The organism is Microbacterium proteolyticum, assembly GCF_030818075.1.
Lineage (GTDB): Bacteria > Actinomycetota > Actinomycetes > Actinomycetales > Microbacteriaceae > Microbacterium > Microbacterium proteolyticum_A.
Genome location: NZ_JAUSZZ010000001.1, coordinates 1,149,326 through 1,167,067, shown reverse-complemented (window position 1 = coordinate 1,167,067; position 17,742 = coordinate 1,149,326). Strand labels below are relative to the sequence as shown.

The 17,742-nt window shown below is 69.6% G+C and carries 16 protein-coding genes and 2 pseudogenes; 12 read left to right on the top strand and 6 right to left on the bottom strand.

Going from position 1 to position 17,742, the window contains the following annotated elements; all coding sequences use genetic code 11:
- The first annotated feature begins 164 nt into the window (after positions 1-164).
- From QE392_RS05370 to QE392_RS05325, 10 genes and pseudogenes are all read left to right on the top strand, one after another.
- Entirely contained in the window at positions 165-1,184 is a 1,020-nt protein-coding gene (locus tag QE392_RS05370) for a LacI family DNA-binding transcriptional regulator (RefSeq protein WP_307449050.1), read from the top strand.
- 109 nt (positions 1,185-1,293) lie between these two features.
- Positions 1,294-1,833: a helix-turn-helix domain-containing protein gene (locus tag QE392_RS05365; protein WP_307449047.1), complete on the top strand. Its 540-nt coding sequence runs from the start codon at positions 1,294-1,296 to the stop codon at positions 1,831-1,833.
- A complete protein-coding gene (locus QE392_RS05360; RefSeq protein WP_307449043.1) occupies positions 1,830-2,396 on the top strand; it encodes a helix-turn-helix domain-containing protein in 567 nt (188 codons plus the stop codon). The genes QE392_RS05365 and QE392_RS05360 overlap by 4 nt, the downstream gene beginning before the upstream one ends.
- Positions 2,397-2,578: 182 nt before the next feature.
- The gene (locus tag QE392_RS05355; RefSeq protein WP_307449038.1) at positions 2,579-3,892 is read left to right on the top strand and encodes a sugar ABC transporter substrate-binding protein; all 1,314 of its coding nucleotides are present in this window, start codon (positions 2,579-2,581) and stop codon (positions 3,890-3,892) included.
- A gap of 1 nt (position 3,893) precedes the next feature.
- On the top strand, positions 3,894-4,820 hold the full coding sequence (locus QE392_RS05350) for a carbohydrate ABC transporter permease (RefSeq protein ID WP_307449035.1): 927 nt from the start codon (positions 3,894-3,896) through the stop codon (positions 4,818-4,820).
- Positions 4,817-5,668 (top strand): carbohydrate ABC transporter permease, encoded by an 852-nt coding sequence (locus QE392_RS05345; protein WP_307449032.1) that lies wholly within the window; start codon positions 4,817-4,819, stop codon positions 5,666-5,668. Before QE392_RS05350 ends, QE392_RS05345 begins: the two co-directional genes overlap by 4 nt.
- An 11-nt stretch (positions 5,669-5,679) precedes the next feature.
- Positions 5,680-6,858, top strand: coding sequence for an ROK family protein (locus QE392_RS05340; RefSeq protein ID WP_307449028.1), 1,179 nt, complete (start codon positions 5,680-5,682; stop codon positions 6,856-6,858).
- 31 nt (positions 6,859-6,889) lie between these two features.
- Positions 6,890-8,413, top strand: a complete 1,524-nt coding sequence (locus QE392_RS05335) for a GMC oxidoreductase (protein ID WP_307449025.1) — start codon at positions 6,890-6,892, stop codon at positions 8,411-8,413.
- Positions 8,414-8,450: 37 nt separating this feature from the next.
- A complete protein-coding gene (locus QE392_RS05330) occupies positions 8,451-9,056 on the top strand; it encodes a nucleoside deaminase (protein ID WP_307449022.1) in 606 nt (201 codons plus the stop codon).
- Positions 9,057-9,554: 498 nt separating this feature from the next.
- Positions 9,555-10,007 (top strand): annotated as a pseudogene (locus QE392_RS05325) (sugar phosphate isomerase/epimerase family protein); the annotation flags it as partial.
- A gap of 456 nt (positions 10,008-10,463) precedes the next feature.
- Here QE392_RS05325 and QE392_RS05320 read toward each other — a convergent pair.
- Positions 10,464-11,045, bottom strand: a complete 582-nt coding sequence (locus tag QE392_RS05320) for an Imm61 family immunity protein (protein WP_307449019.1) — start codon at positions 11,043-11,045, stop codon at positions 10,464-10,466.
- Positions 11,038-11,625, bottom strand: coding sequence for a hypothetical protein (locus QE392_RS05315; RefSeq protein ID WP_307449015.1), 588 nt, complete (start codon positions 11,623-11,625; stop codon positions 11,038-11,040). Before QE392_RS05315 ends, QE392_RS05320 begins: the two co-directional genes overlap by 8 nt.
- Positions 11,626-13,093: 1,468 nt before the next feature.
- Between QE392_RS05315 and QE392_RS05310 the strand changes: the two genes are divergently transcribed.
- Positions 13,094-13,495, top strand: a complete 402-nt coding sequence (locus QE392_RS05310; RefSeq protein WP_307449011.1) for a DUF6177 family protein — start codon at positions 13,094-13,096, stop codon at positions 13,493-13,495.
- The gene (locus QE392_RS05305; protein WP_307449009.1) at positions 13,495-13,848 is read left to right on the top strand and encodes a hypothetical protein; all 354 of its coding nucleotides are present in this window, start codon (positions 13,495-13,497) and stop codon (positions 13,846-13,848) included. Before QE392_RS05310 ends, QE392_RS05305 begins: the two co-directional genes overlap by 1 nt.
- A 35-nt stretch (positions 13,849-13,883) precedes the next feature.
- On the opposite strand, the gene QE392_RS05300 is transcribed toward QE392_RS05305, so the two are convergent.
- The 4 genes and pseudogenes from QE392_RS05300 to QE392_RS05290 all read right to left on the bottom strand — a co-directional run bounded on the left by QE392_RS05300 (position 13,884) and on the right by QE392_RS05290 (position 17,708).
- Positions 13,884-14,930 (bottom strand): tetratricopeptide repeat protein, encoded by a 1,047-nt coding sequence (locus tag QE392_RS05300; protein ID WP_307449006.1) that lies wholly within the window; start codon positions 14,928-14,930, stop codon positions 13,884-13,886.
- A gap of 1 nt (position 14,931) precedes the next feature.
- Complete coding sequence (locus QE392_RS05295) at positions 14,932-15,534, bottom strand: AAA family ATPase (RefSeq protein WP_307454033.1); 603 nt, start codon at positions 15,532-15,534, stop codon at positions 14,932-14,934.
- Between the two features lie 79 nt (positions 15,535-15,613).
- Positions 15,614-15,664, bottom strand: a pseudogene (locus tag QE392_RS17505) (AAA family ATPase); the annotation flags it as partial.
- Between the two features lie 658 nt (positions 15,665-16,322).
- On the bottom strand, positions 16,323-17,708 hold the full coding sequence (locus QE392_RS05290) for a glycine--tRNA ligase (RefSeq protein WP_307449001.1): 1,386 nt from the start codon (positions 17,706-17,708) through the stop codon (positions 16,323-16,325).
- Positions 17,709-17,742: the final 34 nt, after the last annotated feature.

Here is a 17,742-nt window from a genome sequence, read left to right as displayed (position 1 = left end):
GGACGGGTGCGGGGCCCCGGTGGATCGTCGTCGATCGCGACCGGTTGAGGCCGAGGCTAGGGACCGCGTGTTTCGGACGGCGGGCCGGTGGTGTTTCGAGAACATTAAACGTTTAAGTTAGCGCGGCCGCAAGGGGGGATTTCGCGGTCGGGTAACGTCGGGGCGTGACCCCCCGCAAACCGACGCTGCACGACGTGGCGGCCGCCGCGGGTGTGTCGATCGCGGCGGTCTCGTTCGCGTTGCGCGACAAGGCGGGGGTGTCGCCCGAGACCCGGGAGCGCGTGCTCGCCGCCGCGCGCGAGCTGAACTACGTGGTCAACGTGCCCGCGCGGAGCCTGCGCACGGCCCGCTACGGCGCGGTGGGCCTGCACCTCCCGCCCGGGTCGACGCGCCTGCCGTACTACACCGAGTTCGCCTTCGGCGTCGTGGATGCCGCGGACGCCCGCGGCCTGTCGGTGATCCTGCTGCCCCACCGCGCCGCCGACGACGCCACGCCGCCGACGGCGTTCGTCGACGGGTACATCGTGGTCGACGCGACGGTCGAGGATGCCGGCATCCGGGCCATCCTCGACACCGGTCGCCCGGTGGTCAGCGGCGAACACGTGCTCGGCGGCGAGGACCGGGTGAGCGCGAGTGTCGTGTACGACCACGACACCGCACTGCGGGGGCTGCTCGATCACCTGACCGGCCGCGGCGCGACGCGCGTCGCCGCCGTTCTGCCGCCCGAGGGGACCGCGTGGAGTCGCGAACTCACCCAGACGTACGCGGACTGGACGGCCAAGCGCGGAGGCATCCCGGTCTCCCGCACCATCTCCTTCGTGCCGACGGCCGACGAGGTCGACGGCGCGGTCGCCGACATCCTCGCCACCGATGAGGTCGACGCGCTCATCGTCGCCCCGAGCGGGTCGGCCGCTCCGGCCCTGGCCGCCGCCCACCGCGCCGGACGCCGGGTCGGCGACGACCTGCTGCTCGCCGCCTACGTCGACGAGCCGATGCACGCGCTCCTCTCCCCCGCGGTGACGTCGTTCGACCTCGAGGCCCGCGCCTTCGGCTCGGCCTGCCTCGAGTTGCTGGCGGCGGTGACGGATGCCGACACCCCGGTCGATCGCACCCGCGTCATCGCCCCGCGGCTCCTCGTGCGCGCGAGCACGGGCGGAGAGGAAGCGGCCCGCGACCGGGAGTGAGGGGCGTGCCGAGAGAGGACGATGCGCTGATGATAACTCACAGGAATCACGGCGCACGGTCCACCGAGCGCCCTCCGCATCAGTGCCGGCCGCCCCGTATTCTCGACGGGTGAGCGACGAGCAGGGAGCGGCGCGCGCGATCGGCGCGGCGGTGCGGTCACGGCGTCGCGCTCTCGGTCTGTCGATGCGGGATCTCTCCGGCCGCATCGGAACGTCGCAGCCCTTCGTCTCGAACATCGAGAACGGGCGGATCTATCCCAGCCTGCGCACGCTCTCCCTCCTGGCCGACGCACTCCACGTCTCGTCGGACCAGCTGCTGCGCTCGCCCGAGAAGGTCGACCGCACAACGGTCGACGAGCTTCCCCCTCCGGATGCCGCAGCGCGCGCGACACCGGAACGGTTGCTCAGCGCCCTTCGGCTCTCCCTCGCGCCGCACGAACGGGAGACGCGTCCCCGCATCCACCCGGGCGAGGAGATCATCCGCGTCCTGCAGGGCGAGGCCGTCCTGCTGAGGGAATCCGAGGCTCCCCGACCGCTCGCGGAGGGCGACGCGCTCTGGATCGACGGGACGGTGCCGCACCGCATGGAGGCCGGCCCGCGCGGCGCCACCATCCTGCTGATCCACGGCGCCGCTGGCGGACGGGGATGAGCGACGCCGACCCCCTTGACCGACGGATCGGCGACGCGGTGCGGACCGCGCGCCGCGACCGGCACCTGACCACCCGTCAGCTCGCCGGGCTCGCGGGCATCTCGCAGCCCACGCTCTCCAACATCGAGAACGGACGGGTGCGCGCCGGCGTCGCGACGCTCTATCAGATCGCCGAAGCGCTCGGAGTCCCTCCCGGGCGCTTCCTGTCGGACGGCGCCGGCCGACACGACGGTCACGACGAGACCAGCGGCGGGGTCCGGCTGCGCGCACTTCCCGCACCGGCCGCGGCACAGCTCGAGGCGTACGAGATCACGGTGCCGGCGGGCCATTCCGAGGAGCGGGCGTTCCAGCACGCGGGAGAAGACCTCATCGTCATCCTCGCCGGACGCGGCGAGCTGGCCCTCGGGGAGCGAACCCTCGCCGTGCGCGAAGGCGACGTGCTGTGGCTCGACGCGACGTCGCCGCACCGGTTCGCCGCAGCGGCGACGGAAGCGCTGCGGGCGCAGGTGGTCACCGCGCGCGGTCGAGGGAAACGTCCTGGCTCGGGATTGACAGATAACTGAAACAAATCAGGAACGCTGCGATTGAGCGGACGTAATCGAGGGCTGTGATCATCGGTCCCGCGAGAGTCCAGCACCTAATTATGCGACTTTATCGCAATAACCGCCAGACCGACCCGACACGTCTCTGGCGCCCGCTCCACCGCACCGTCCGTCCACCGGCCACCGAACCCCAGGAGCTCTCCGTGACTCGCTTCGGTTACACCCGCATCACCCGAATGCCCCGCCTCACCGCCATCGGAGCCACCGTGCTCGCCGCCACCCTCGTCCTCAGCGGCTGCGGCCGCGCCTCCGACGCGGGGGCATCCGCCTCCACGACGACCGTGGACGACTCACCTGCGACCGGAGCCGTGACGCTCTGGGCGCCCGACGGCGACGCCACCGCCCTCGACAGCGTGCTCGCCGACTACGAGAAGGCCAACCCCGACCTCGACCTGCAGATCACCCTCGTGCCCTCCGACGAGTACAACACCAAACTGCAGACGGCCATGGCCGCCGGCACCGGGCCCGACATCGCCCAGGTCTACACCGAGGCGCAGTCGCAATTCCTCGCCAGCGGCGCCTTCGCCCCGGTCCCGGAGGGTCTCGTCGACCCGTCGTCCTTCTTCTCCGGAGTATGGGATGCCGGTCAGTTCGACGGCACGACCTACTCGGTGCCGTGGTACGCCTACACCTACGCCCTCATCTACCGGAAGGATCTCGCCGCGGCCGGCGGAGCCACGGTCCCGACGACGTGGGACCAGACTCTGCCGTTCTTCCAGGCGCTGGAGAAGGGAGGCGCGACCAAGGGCATCGGCGCCGACGTCGGCTGGGACACGTACACCGGGCAGGCCCTGCAGCGCTACGCCGTGCAGGCCGGCCAGAGTCTGCTCAGCGACGACGGGACGTCGTGGAAGATCGACACGCCCGAGGGCATTCAGGCGATCACCCACTTCGCCGAGCCCTACCTGACGGGTGTCGCGGCCGTCGACAGCCCCGGGTTCCTCGACTCGCAGCCGTACTTCGTCGAGGGGAAGACCGGATCGATGATCTCCGGCCCGTGGGTGATCGCCGCGCTCGACGGCGTCGCCAAGCAGCCCGGCTGGACCGCCGAGCACGTCGCCACCGCCGTCCAGCCCGCCGGTCCCGCCGGCGATGTCGGCAACCTCGGCGGCGGCAGCTGGGTCGTGAACAAGGACAGCAAGAACGCCGCATCGGCCTGGAAGGTCGTCCGCGAGATGGCCGACGAGAAGACGCAGCTGGCCCAGTTCTCGGCCTACGGCAGCATGCCGGCCGTCCAGGCTGCCTGGACGGACGACACGATCGCCGGGAACCCGCTCTTCGACGCCTTCTTCGAGCAGTTGAAGAACGTCCAGCCGATGCCCGCCACGACGACCTGGCCGCAGGTGTCGACCGCCATCGGTGCCGAGCTGGAGGCCGTGGCCCGCGGAACCGAGACGCCCGAGCAGGCGGCCGAGAACCTCCAGTCCGCCGCCGACAGCATCGGCACCGGCGACTGACATGGCCTCGGTCCCTTCGCTCGTCGCGGGCATGGCGCGTTCGCGCCGTGCCCGCGGCGAGCGGACCCACAGCATCACGGCGTGGCTGTTCCTCCTGCCGTTCATGGCGGTGTTCGTCGTCTTCACGCTCATCCCGGTGGTCGGCTCGCTCTCGATGAGCCTCACCGACATGCGCGCCACCGATCTGCGCAACCCCTTCAGCGTGGACGTCGTCGGGCTCGAGAACTACCTCTCGCTGCTCGTCGATGCGACCTTCCAGCGCTCGCTGCTGAACACCCTGGTCTTCGTCGTGATCGGCGTCCCCGCCACGATGCTCGTCGGCTTCGTCCTCGCCGTCGTGCTCGACTCCGTCATCCGCCGCGGCCGGAACGTCTTCCGGGCGCTGTTCTACGCCCCCGTCGTCACGAACGTGGTGTCCGTCGCCCTCATCTGGCAGTACGCGTTCAACTCCGAGGGCACGGTCAACGAGGTGCTGGCCACCCTCGGGTTCGCCGGCCCGAACTGGCTCGGCGACACCTCCCTGGCGATGCCGGTCGTGATCCTGCTCGGCGTGTGGCGCAACTTCGGCACGGCCATGCTGCTCTTCCTCGCCGGTCTCCAGGCCGTGCCGGACGACGTGCGCGAGGCCGCGTCGCTCGACGGCGCCGGCCCCCTCCGGCGACTGGTCTCGATCACCCTGCCCCTGCTCATGCCCACGACGCTGCTCGTCTCGGTCCTGCTCTCGGTGTTCTTCCTGCAGGTGTTCGACGAGCCGTACCTGCTCACCAACGGCGGGCCGCTCGGCTCGACGCGCTCCCTCGCGCTGTACACGTACGACCAGTTCGGGTTCGGGAACATCTCGACCTCGTCCGCGGCATCCTTCGTGCTCCTGGTCATCGTCGTCGCCGTCAGCCTCGTGCAGTTCCGGATGCTGAGGTCCCGCACATGACGACCACCACCCCCGCGTCCGCTCGCCGAACCGCCGTGCCGGTGGCCCTGCTGTACGTCGCGCTCATCGTCGCGGCGGCGCTGACCGTGCTCCCCTTCTTCTGGGTGGTGTCCGGCTCGCTCCGCGGGCTCGACGATTTCCGATCCGCGCCCGGAGCGTGGCTCCCCAGCGACGTGACGTTCGACAACTACGGCCGGCTGTTCGCACAGGTCGGGTTCGGCGGGTTCCTCGTCAACAGCCTCGTCGTCGCCGCGCTCACGGTCGTCGCGAACGTCATCGGCGGGTCGATGGCCGGGTACGCCCTCGCCAAGCTCGAGTTCCGGGGGAAGCGGATCGCGTTCGGCGCCGTCATGGCCTCCCTGATGGTCCCGTTCTCGGCCACCTTCGTGCCGCAGTTCGTCGTGACCGTCAACCTCGGCCTCGTGGACACGCTCGTGGGCATCGCGCTGCCGCTGATGGTCGCGCCGCTGTCGGTCTTCATCGTGCGGCAGTACGCCGCCGGCATCCCGCAGGAGGTGATCGAGGCGGCGCGCATCGACGGCGCGAGCGAGTTCCGGATCTTCGGGCAGGTTTTCCTGCCCCTGGCGGGGCCGGCGCTCGCGACGGTGACGATCATGTCGTTCCTGGCATCCTGGAACAACTTCATCTGGCCGCTGATCGTCGCGCAGCAGTCCGCGACCTACACGCTCCCCGTCGGGCTCGCGGCGACGAAACAGGCCGCACAGAACGTGACCGACTACGGACTGGTGCTCGCCGGCGCCGTGGTCGTCATGCTCCCGGTGCTCGCCCTGTTCCTGTTCCTCCAGCGCTACTTCGTGCAGGGCATCGCCGCCACCGGGCTCAAATGAGAGGCTCCGCCATGACAGCGACACGCACCGACCCCGACCCCGGCCTGGCCGGAGGCCTGGATCAGGGACGCGTCCGCCGAATGAACACGGCCGTGGTCCTGCGCGCCCTCGCCGCAGCGGGTGAGGCCTCGCTCGCGGAACTGGGGCAGAGCACAGGGCTCAGCCGACGCACACTGCAGGCGATCCTCGACGAGCTGCGCCGGGCCGGATGGGCCCTCGAGTCCGAGACCGCGTCCGGTGGCGCGGGGCGCCCGGCCAAGAGCTACGCCTATGTCGCCGACCACCGGGTGGCCGTCGCCCTGCGCCTCGACACGCACACGGCGTACGCCATGATCGTCGATCTGCACGGCCGGGTGCTCGGCCGCGCGCAGACCGCGCTCGGCGACGATTACCTCACCCCCGAGCTCGCCCTGCAGCACCTCGCCGCGGTGACCGGGATCGCGCGCGAACAGGCCGGCCTCGACCCGCGCGTGCTCGCCGCCGGAACGATCGCCGCCGGTGGTGTCATCGACGCCCGTACGGGTGTCGTCGTCCGCCTCATCAACGCCCCGGCGTGGACCGGATTCCCCCTCGCCGAGACCGCGACCGCGCTGCTCGGGTTCCCCGTCACCGCCGACAACGACGCCAACCTCGCCGCCTTCGCCGAGAGCCGCGCCGGCGCCGCCGCGGAACACGACGACGTCGCCTGGCTCGTCCACGGAAACCGCACCGGTGCCGGCTTCCTCCTCCGTGGCGCGATCCACCACGGCCACCGCGGCGCCGCGGGCGAGCTGGTGGAGTCCCACGTGCTCGGCCTCACACTGAGTGACGGCGACGGCTTCTCCCTCCTCAGCTCGCCGATCGCGGCGGACCGCACGGCCGCGCTCGCCCTCACGGCCGCGGCGCGGGCGGGAGACGACGACGCCCTCGCGCTCGCGCGCGACTTCGCGGCCGAACTCGCCGACGTGATCGACGTGCTGGCCTGGACGATCGCTCCCGAACTCGTCGTGCTCGGTGGCGGGCTCGAAGACGCCTCCGAACTCCTCATCCCGCTCGTCCGAGAGCGTTTGCGCGAGCGCGGCGACCCCGGCATCCGCGTCCTCCCCACCGCCCTCGGCGCCGACGCCGTCCTGCTCGGAGCCGCACACGTCGCGCGCGATGCCGTCTCGGCATCCGTGCTGGACACGATCATGCGGGGCGCCGCGGGATGACCATCTGCCCGACCCCAGAACCGGAGACACCGTGAACACCGCATCGACGCCCCCCGACCTGCTGATCATCGGCAGCGGGATCATGGGCAGCATCGTCGCCCATCTCGTCCGTGCGGCGTCCCCCGACGCTCGCATCGTGATGGTCGACGGCGGCGAGACGATCGGCGCGACGCCGGGGCTGCACCTCCACGACGTCCCCGAGCCCGAGATCTGGTCCGCGTACAACGCCGCCGTCGCCATCGGCATCCAGGGTTTCTACGCCGGCGAGGCCCCCGAGCCGACGCGCGCCACCGACGCCGCCGGACTCGAGCCGCGGCTGCACCTGCTGAGCGCCCTCGGCGACGACGCGGATGCCATGCCGATGGCGGCCGCGGCCTGGAACGTCGGGGGCATGGGGGCGCACTGGACGGCCGCGGTGCCCTGGCCCGCCGGGGACGAGCGCTTCGACTTCGGCGACCCCCAGCGCTTCACCGACGACCTCGCCGTGGCGCAGCGCGTTCTCCACTCCACCTCGCCCTCCATCGGCCCCACCGAGCCCGGGCGGGTCGTGCTCGATCGTCTGGCTGCGCACCTCGGCTCCCGGACCCCGGCGCCGCGGGAGCCGCAGCCCATGCCGATGGCCTTCGCGCCCGGCGGAACCGGCCGTCAGCGCGTCGGACCGGCGGTGATCTTCCCGCCCATCGGCGGCGCCCCGGACGGCGCTTTCGAGTTGCTCCCCGGTCACCTCGCCGTCGAACTGGTGCACGACGGCGAGCGCGTCGCGGGCGCACGGCTGCGACGGTCGGCCGACGGAGCCGACGTGGTCGTCGAGGCCGCGGTCACGGTCGTGTGCGCCGACACGTTCCGCACCCCGCAGCTCCTCCACGCCTCCGGCATCCGGCCCGCGGCCCTCGGCCGGTACCTCAACGAGCACGCGTTTCTCACCGGGCGGGTCCTGATGGACCTGGATCGGTTCGGACTCGCGGTCGAGGACCTCCCGACGGCGCTGCCGGGCGAGTTCTGCGTCGACTCCCTCTGGCTGCCGCAGAACGGGGTGGCGCAGCCGTTCCACGGACAGATCATGAACAGCACGTACACCGACGAGCACGGCTCGCCCCTCGGCTACGGCGTCGGCATCTCCCTGTACGTCCCCGTCGAGAGCCGCGGCGAGAACCGCGTGCGTTTCATCGAGGGCGAGACCGACATCACCGGGATGCCGCGGTTCGAGATCGAGTTCGGGTACTCCGACGCCGATCGCGCGGCGATCGCCGCAGCGCAGCGCACGATGGTCGAGCTGTGCGAACTGTTCGGCACGTTCGACCCGGTCACCGAGTCGGCGCTCCTGCCCCCGGGGTCATCGTTGCACCAGACCGGCACGGTCCGCATGGGATCCTCGGACGACGGCGCGAGCGTGTGCGACACCGACGGCCGCGTCTGGGGCTTCGAGAACCTGTACGTCGCCGGCAACGGCGTCGTCCCGACCGCCGTCGTCGCCAACGCCACGCTCACCGGCGCGGTGACCGCTGTCCGCGCCGCCCGCGCGGCTGTGCAGCACCTGACCGCCGTCACCGTGTGACACCCGATCGACCCCCCGCACCCCGCAAGGAGCCCCGATGAAACTGTCCGCCACCGGCTACGGCATCACCCTTCCCGACTGGGTGTCCGACGCCCTCTCCGACGTCCCCGAGGTCATCCCCGACCGCGCCGACCGCATGCGGCTCGTGCACGCCCTCGCCGACCGCAATTGGCGCGAGGGCAACGGCGGCCCCTTCGCCGCGCTCGTCGCCGAGACCGCCACTGGGCGCATCGTGTCGGTGGGGGTCAACGTCGTGCTCGCCTCGGGCATCTCATCCGCGCACGCCGAGGTCACCGCCCTCGGCACCGCCCAGCAGGCCCTCGGCACCTGGGACCTCGGCGGAGCCGACCAGCCCGAGCACGAGCTCGTCGTCAACTGGCGGCCGTGCGTCCAGTGCTACGGCGCCACGCTGTGGTCGGGGGTGCGGACGCTCGCCGTCGCCGGCTCCGGACCCGAGCTGGAGGAGATCACCACCTTCGACGAAGGGCCGATGCGCGACGACTGGGCCGCGCAGTTCGAGGAGCGCGGCATCCGCGTCATCGATCCGCTCCTGCGGGAGGAAGCGCTGGAGGTGTTCCGTTCGTACCGGGATGCCGTCGACGCCGACGCGGTGGTCGTCTACAACGCGCGGAGCGACGCATGAGCGCGCTGCGTCGCGACCGCGTCGCGCTCAACGCGATCCAGTGGATCAACGTCAAGGCCGATCCCTCCGACCCGAACAGCGAGAGCCTGTGGCGCTACGCCGACCCGGACTTCCGCGCGGACTACCCCGACGTGCTCCGGCAGATCCGCGAGGTCGGATTCGAGGCGGTCATGATGGAGGTGCTGCCGACCCAGACGCTGCAGGACTTCCGGGCGATGATCGCCGAGTCGGGTCTCGCGCTCGCCCCCGGTTACGCGTCGATCGCGATCCCCAGCGACCACGGCGCCGTCCTCCCGCCCGGCACGGCGGAGCGCGTGCACTGGTTCGACGGCATCCGTCGCAAGGCCGAGGAGTCGTCGTTCTCGGGCCTCGACACCGTGTTCCTCGCCCCGGAGGTGTCGTGGGAGCCCTCCGCCGTGCGGACCCTCGAGGCCGTCGCAGTGGGCGCGGGCTTCTCGCAGGCGCGGCTCGACGAGCAGATCGAGTTCCTCGCGGAGGGCCACCGAGGTGCTGCGTCGAGAGGGGATCCGGGCCGGGCTCCACAACCACGTCGGCACGTGGATCGAGACCGAGGACGAGATCGAGCAGACGCTGGCGGCGATCCCCGGCCTGGGCGCGTCTTTCGACGTCGGGCACCTCGAGTGGGCCGGGCTCGACGCCGCGACCATCATCGCCCGGCACGCCGATCGCGTCATCGACCTCCACGTGAAGGACCTCGACATGACCGTGGTCGAAGCGTCGCGCGCCACGCCGACGCCGTATCGGACGGCGACGGATGCCGGGATCTTCCTCGAACCCGGACTCGGCCACCTCGACCTCGACCGGATGCTCGCAGCGCTCCCCGAGGCGTTCGCGGGGTGGATCATCATCGAGGTCGACCGCGCGAGCATGGACCCGTGGGAGTCGGCCAAGGTCAGCGCCGAGTGGATGAACAGGACGTTCGCGGTGTAAGCCGGTGCCCGACGGGAAGGATCGCCATGCCGCTTCACCCGCATGACAACGAGCCGACCCATACCTCCACCGTCGCAGAACTCGGATCGACGATGAGCGAACTCAACACATTCGGCGGAAGCTGGGCGAGATCGCGAGCAATTCGCGACGACCAAGACCTCTGTGCCTCTTCCTTACTGGGCTTTCCGAGGAACTTCGCGATGCTCACGCCTCCCCCGTAACTTGCGAGCAGATCCGCGCTCATGGACTCCCAGAGGGCGTTTGCCACACTGTCGACGTGCGACGAAGTATTCATGACGCTCCGGGGCTGGCAGCTGACTTGGACACGACTTCAAACTCCGTGCCGCGCTGGAAGAGGATCTCGGACTCGTACTGAGCCTCCGGCCCTGCATGGGGATCGGCTCCCGGACAGCAAGGGGGTTCTCGGGAACTCTCGGTCTGCCCGCGGACGAGCCGTCACCGGCGCGGCGGTCGGATGTACGGGATGAGGAGGGGGGCACCGTCTCCGGACGACAACGAGACGAGAACCTCATCGAAGGCGCCGACGAGAAGATATGAGAGTTGGATCACGGGGTGCAGAGGGTTCCGATCGGCAACCTTCAGCGCGAGCGGACTTCCGCCGCGCGCCAGGCCTGTCCACCCATCCCCGAAATCGATGGCCTCGAATTGGTCGGCAGCCTCCTCCCATCCTATTGGCAGACGCACCGGCTCCATTCCCTCGCGGGAACGCAGGGCGACGGCGAGCAAGCGTGCGAGCATGACCTCCACGTAGCGAAGTTCGGCAGCCCACATCAGACCTTCGGGCTCTTCCGCGCGTTCAGCGGATGAGAGGAGATACCCGCCCTGGTACGGCGAAACCGTGTAGCGGATTTCACCTCCTGTGTTCGCCAGCGACAGGGAATGCGCGCCCTCCCTGTTCGGCGTGTATCCCGCGCGCGCGGCAAGAGAAAGAAATTCTTCGGTGAAGGCGACGTCCATTCCCCGAACAACGGGCAGCTTCGCGAGGGCCTCTTCCACACGCCGGGCACCATCAACCACGGTTCAACTCCTCGTACACTTCGAACAGGCGAGGGGTCCCTAACGCCTCGGCTTCGCTGATCAGAACAGCGTCAGCTTCCGAACGCGCACGGGTCCACGGTCCCGGCTCGGCGGGGCGTTGAGCGATCCACGAGAGATCGTCGTCGTCCGCTGCGCGCACAATCGGCCCGCGATGCGCGCCCAGAGCGCTGAGCGCGTCAGCCCACCGGCCCGCCCACCACTTCCACCCCAGGCCCGCGATGATCGCCGCACTGAAGCCTGGCCGCATCGCCGCTCTCCACACGTCCTCACCGGAGATACTCACCGTCACGCGGCCCAGCTCGAAACGCGCCGTGACCTCAGGCCATACCCCCACCGGGGCAGAGCTCGGATCGACGATGAGCGTACTCGACACATTCGGCGGGAGCTCGGCGAGATCGCGAGCGACTCGCGACGACCAAGAACTCTGCGCCTCTTCCTCGCTGGACTTTCCGAGGAATTTTGCGATGCTCACGCGTCCCCCGTAACCCGCGAGCAGATCCGCGCTCATGGACTCCCAGAGGGCGTTCGCCACGCTGTCGACATACCACGAAGTACTCATGACGCCCCCGCGGCCAGCAGCTCGCGCACGATGAGCGCGAACATCCCCCGCTGATGCAGTTCGCGCACCATCACGGGAGGTCCGGCTTCCATCCGCCCACCGGGACCTACCCTCCGGTGAGATCATCGAGAATTGCGAGCATCCGGTACGTCCCTCCTGGTGTCACTTCCCACGTCTCCCCCCCCCCCCCCCCCCGTCTGCATCCACAGGAATCGGGTCACGGAACGATGTCGACGCAACGCACTAATGTGATGCGCAAAGACCTTCTGCCTCCCGTGCGGCCAAATACTTGTCCGGGATTCGGAGTCTCACACGGCGGTCGACCTCCCGTACAACGCCCTCGAGATCATTCAGAGCCCACTCTTTGGTCGGACCAAGGAGTACCGCCGCCGACGAAGTTCGGAAGGGAATCTCAAACCCGAAACTACCGTCTTTATAACCGAAAATGATCTGCCAGTACTCGTAGAGCACAAACGACGCTTGGAGCCCCGGCCGAGGCCTGTGATGAACCTCCAGAAAGATCAGACTGCCCTGATCTTCGCCTAAAACGTTCTAAACCGCACGACTAAAGGTTTTCACATACGCCGACATTGACTCCTGGAGTCGCATACTATCCCCCATTTCCATCAGGAACAGTGTCGCAGCCGTCTCTATGCACTTGGCCTCCATGACCAAAAGCTCCTCTCCGAAGTATAAACCTCAGATACCGACTCCACGTGCAGCCAAATACTTATCGGGAATTCTAAGCCTCACGCGACTTCCGACTTCATGCAAGAGCGAGTCGAGATCATCTAGCGTGAAGACATCCGTAGGTCCATCCAGAACCGCGGGCCCAGAAAAGCGAAATGGTATCGAGAACCCGAAGGCGCCGCGATCGTACGTGAATAGAATCTCCCAGTATTCGTACAGAACGAAAGATGCTTGCATCCACGAGTGATCCCCCTCTTGAAGTTCTCTGAATACGAGAGCGCTCTGCTCGCCCCCGAATACTCGCCGCAAACTCGCGTCCAGCAAGCGGGCCAGATCCGACATTGATTCATCGTTGGGCATAGAAGCCACCGTTCCCGTCGGGCATGATGCGGTATCCGTGAGCAACTAGATATCTGGCTTCGGTCTCCAAGAAACTACCTCGAGCGCTAACCGGGTCATGAGTGAACCGTATTTTCATCCCAGATCGCATCGCCTCGTCAAGCACCGGCCGGTTGAAGAAATTGAACATATCATCCCGGGGCGACAACCCATACTTATTCTCCGCCTGGCTCCACTCAGGACCCATATCGAAGTATTTAGCACCGTCGCGCTCAGCAACCGCAATGTAGGAAGTGGGATCGTTCTTCACATAACGCCCAAGCACAAGTGTGTCAGATCCTTCATTGTGGACGGAGCGCTCGCGAAGACCTAAATAATTCTCCGCCAAGATCCGCGACCCCGGGACGCCGTCCTCGTATCGAACCACATAGTTGCCCTCGTGCTTGAAGCCGTCAGGCAGCCCGACGCCGCGGTCGAGCTGCTCGACGAGCTCGCCGTCACCCCGTGGCCCCTGATGGCGGCTCTCTTCACGCGTCCGGGCCGAGCCGACCTCACAACCTCGGCGTTCGTCGCCCCCACGCCCCGGCCCCTGGCTCTGTTGGTCGGTGCGCCCGCGGTGCGCGACCTCGCGCTGGACCCCGCGACCTGGGCGGAGCGCTTCGGCGCGCGCGTGGCCGGCCGCCCGCGGACGCCCGCGCTCGTGATCCCCCTCCGACGGTCAGAGGAGCCCGTCGAGATCGCCTGGGACCGGCTCGTCGAGATCGCCGAGACTCTCGGCGCCGACCGCGTCGCGGAACTGACGGGGTTCCGGCTCGACATCGACGAATGGCGGAACCGCTGATGCCCCACGAGTACGTCCTGCTCACCCCGCGCGTGATCGGGCTGCGCGAGGTCGCCCACTCCGTCGCCGCGACCGAACCCTCGCTCGCCTACCGCCTCGACGCCGGGGGTATGCAGATCGTGCTCGTCGACGGGGATGCCACCGTGCTGACGATCGTGCATCCGGTTCCCGCGCGACCCACCGAGGTGTGGCGGCTCCTCGGCGAGGATGCCCCGGCCGCCGCGGAGCCGCGCTGGTGGATCGACCTCGTCGCGCCGTGGGAGGCCGAGCAGCGCGCGGCGCGCATCATCGCCGCGCTCGCCGCCGTGTCAGACGGCACCGCACGCGATCTCTCCCCCGGCGGACGCGGCTGAGCGCAGGGCGTCGCGCCGGACGGAGGGGCAGGTCCTCACGACACCGGCGGGCGCAGCTGCGTCAGCTTCACCTCGTGCACGGTCCACACCGCCAGGGCGAGCAGAGGCATCAGGGGGATCAGCGGGAAGAACCCCGTGACGATCACCACCAGATACCCCAGAGCGATCACGCCCGCCGTGACCAGGGCCACCACCTCGATCGGGCGTTGACGCAGGAAGAGCCGGACCGCGCGGGAGACGCCCGGGTCACGGAGCGGACTCAGCACGCCCACGCAGATCACACAGACCGATCCGAACGCGACCGCCGCCCCCACGCGCGAGCCGACCGGCATCCCGTAGATCTGCGCGAACATCGCGAACGTGAGCAACGGCGTGACGACAGAGACCAGCGTGACGAGTCCGATCAGGAACCGCACCAGCAAGGCCGTCGCCACCTGGGCGAGGTACGGGGGAACGCGTGCGACCGGGTTCTCGCTGAGGATGCGGCGGGCGGTGACGATCGCCTGGGTCCGGCGCCCGCTCGCCATCTGCGCCGCGGCCAGCATCTGCCCCACCGAGGGATTTGTCGGGTCGATGCGGGCCGCCTCTTCGGCCAGACGCACCGCCTCCTCACGACGGGGCACCTGCTGCAGAGCGATCGACGACGCGGTGACGAGAGCTTCCACCCGCTCGTCCTCGCCGGCCGCGGTGGTCAGGCCCGCTTCCGCCTCCCGACGGGCCGCGTCGAACTGCCGTCGTTCGCGAAGGATGCGCGCGAGCACGAGGCGGAACTCGCTGCGCCCCGGATCCAGCCGCACGGCCTCGCTCGCCCAGCCCAGCGCCTCGGTCGAATCGCGCGCCATGGTGATCCGGGCGAGGAGCGACGCGGCATCCGCCCGCAGCTCAGGGTGCGCGAAGGCGAGGCGCGCGTCGCGCTCGGCTCCCTCGGCATCGCCGATCTCGGTCCGCGTGATCGCCATGAGCAGCAGCGCCGGCCCGTGGTCGGGATGCTCCGACAGCACGAGCTCGAGCATCAGCCGCGCCTTCTGCGGCTCGCCGAGCAGGAGGTACCGGCGAGCCTGGCCGAGGGGATCGGATGCCATGTCAGATGTGGTGGCGCTTGAGGTAGGCGCGCAGCTGGCCGAACGTGCCGTCGTCGACGCCGTACTCGAGCACGGGTTTGATCTGCTCGAACCATTCGCGGGTCGACGGCACCACCTTCGTGGCGGCCTGCTCGAGATCGGCCGTGCCGATCATGCGCGGCACCCCGGATGCCACCGACTCGGTGAACGCGGTCTCGATCGCCCGGTCCACGACGTAGGCGATGTCGGCACCGGAGAACTCCTCGGTCCGCCGCGCGAGCTCCCGCGCGTCGACCGCCGCGGCGGGCTTGTCGCGCAGCGCGTTCTCGACGATCGCGAGTCGCGCGGGCTGGTCGGGCGGGAGCACCAGCACGGTGCGGTCGATGCGCCCCGGACGCCGCAGGGCCGGGTCGACGTCCCACGGGCGGTTCGTGGCGGCGAGGATGTAGACGCCGTCGTTGTCGGCATCCACCCCGTCGAACTCCTCGAGCAGCTGGCTGGCGAACATGCGCAACGACTGCGCGGACGACCCGCCGGAGCTGCGCCGCCCGCCGATGGCGTCGAATTCGTCGATGAACACCACGCAGGGTCGCGCGGCGCGCGCGGCCTCGAAGAGGGAGTGGATCGACTGCTCGGTCTCGCCGAAAGTGCGGCCGGACGAGGTCGGCGAGCGTCGCGTGCACGAAGTTCGCCCCGAGCTCGCCCGCGATCGCGCGGGCGATGAACGTCTTGCCGCAGCCGGGCGGGCCGTACATCAGCAGGCTGCCTCGCGGGGCCTTGCCGAACATGCGCGCCATTTCGGGGTTGCGCATGGGCAGGAGGAAGGCGCCGTTGAGGTGCTGCTTGACCTCGTCGAGGCCGGCGACGTCGGCGAGGGTGACGACGGGGCGCTCGACGTCCCAGACCGGCTTCTCGACCTTGTCGGCCGCCACCTCGAGCAGGGGCGCATCGCCGGGCGGCGTGGTGCCGACGGAGCCGGTCGCGGGCGCGGCGGGCTCCCCCGTCACGGCCGCGGGGGCAGCGGGCTGCCCCGTCGGCGCCGCGGGCGCAGCGGGCTGCCCCGTCGTGGCGGCTGGAGGGCCGGGCACGATCGGCGCGGAAGACGGCGGGGCGGGTGCCGGCGGGGGCGTCACCGGCGCGGCGGGCGGTGCACCCGCGCCCGGCACCGGGGGCGTGGCATCCGGGGTCTGCCCCGCGCGCAGCCGCGCCGCCGCGAGCCGCGCGCGCAGCACGCCCACGGTGGCCGCGTTCGCGCCGAGCTCGGCGATGCGCTCGATCTCGGCCGCGGCCTCGTCGAGCTGCGCCTGCAGCAGCAGCTCGACGAGGTCGACGCGCAGGCCGATGTTGCCCGGGTCGGCCGCGACGGCCGCCCGGATGATCCCGACGAAGTCCTCCGAACCCGTCATGACCGGATCAGGCTCCGCGGAGCCGCTCGGCGAGGTACCCGTGCAGGGCGTCGAGGCCGATGCGCTCCTGGCCCATCGTGTCGCGGTCGCGCACGGTCACGGCGTTGTCGTCGAGCGAGTCGAAGTCGACCGTGACGCAGTACGGCGTGCCGATCTCGTCCTGGCGACGGTAACGGCGGCCGATGGCACCGGCGTCGTCGAAGTCGATGTTCCACCCGGCCGAGCGCAGGGTGTCGGCGACCTCGCGGGCCAGCGGCGACAGGCGCTCGTTGCGCGAGAGCGGCAGCACCGCGACCTTGACGGGCGCGAGGCGCGGGTCGAGCTTCAGCACCGTGCGGGTGTCGGTGCCGCCCTTGGCGTTGGGCACCTCTTCTTCGCGGTACGCATCGACGAGGAACGCCATCATGGCGCGGGTCAGACCGAACGACGGCTCGATGACGTACGGCGTGTACTTCTCGCCCGAGGCCTGGTCGAAGAAGGTGAGCGACTGGCCCGACGCCTCGGAGTGGCTCTTGAGGTCGTAGTCGGTGCGGTTGGCGACGCCCATGAGCTCGCCCCACTCCTTGCCCGGGAAGCCGAAGCGGTACTCGACGTCGATCGTGCCGGCGGAGTAGTGCGCGCGGTCGTCTTCGGGAACGTCGAAGCGCTTCATGTTCTCCGGGTCGATACCGAGATCGATGAACCAGTTCCAGCACGCCTCGACCCAGTGCTCGAACCACTCGTTCGCCTCGGCGGGCGGGGTGAAGTACTCGATCTCCATCTGCTCGAACTCGCGCGTGCGGAAGATGAAGTTGCCGGGCGTGATCTCGTTGCGGAACGCCTTGCCCACCTGGCCGACGCCGAACGGGGGCTTGCGACGGGATGCCGTGAGCACGTTCGAGAAGTTCACGAAGATGCCCTGCGCGGTCTCGGGGCGCAGGAAGTACAGGCCCGACTCGTCGTCGACGACGCCGAGGTAGGTCTTGACCAGACCGGAGAACGACCGCGGCTCGGTCCAGTTGCCGCGCTGGCCGGTGTCGGGGTCGGGAACCTCGTCCCAGCTCTCGGGCTCGCGACCGCGCTTGGCGACGAACGCCTCCCACAGGTGATCGGCGCGATAACGCTTGTGCGTGATGGTCGACTCGACCACCTTGTCGGCGAACGTCGCGACGTGACCGGAGGCCTCCCACACGCGCTTGGGCAGAACGATGCTGGAGTCGAGCCCCACCATGTCGCCGCGACCGCGGACGAACGTCTGCCACCACTGCCGGCGGATGTTCTCCTTCAACTCGGTGCCGAGGGGACCGTAATCCCACGCCGAGCGCGAACCGCCGTAGATCTCACCGGCCTGGAACACGAACCCGCGGTGGCGGGCGAGGGCGATGACCTTATCGAGGCGGGACTGTTCGGCCACGGTGGCTCCAATGGTCGCAAAAGAGAGTGGGGAT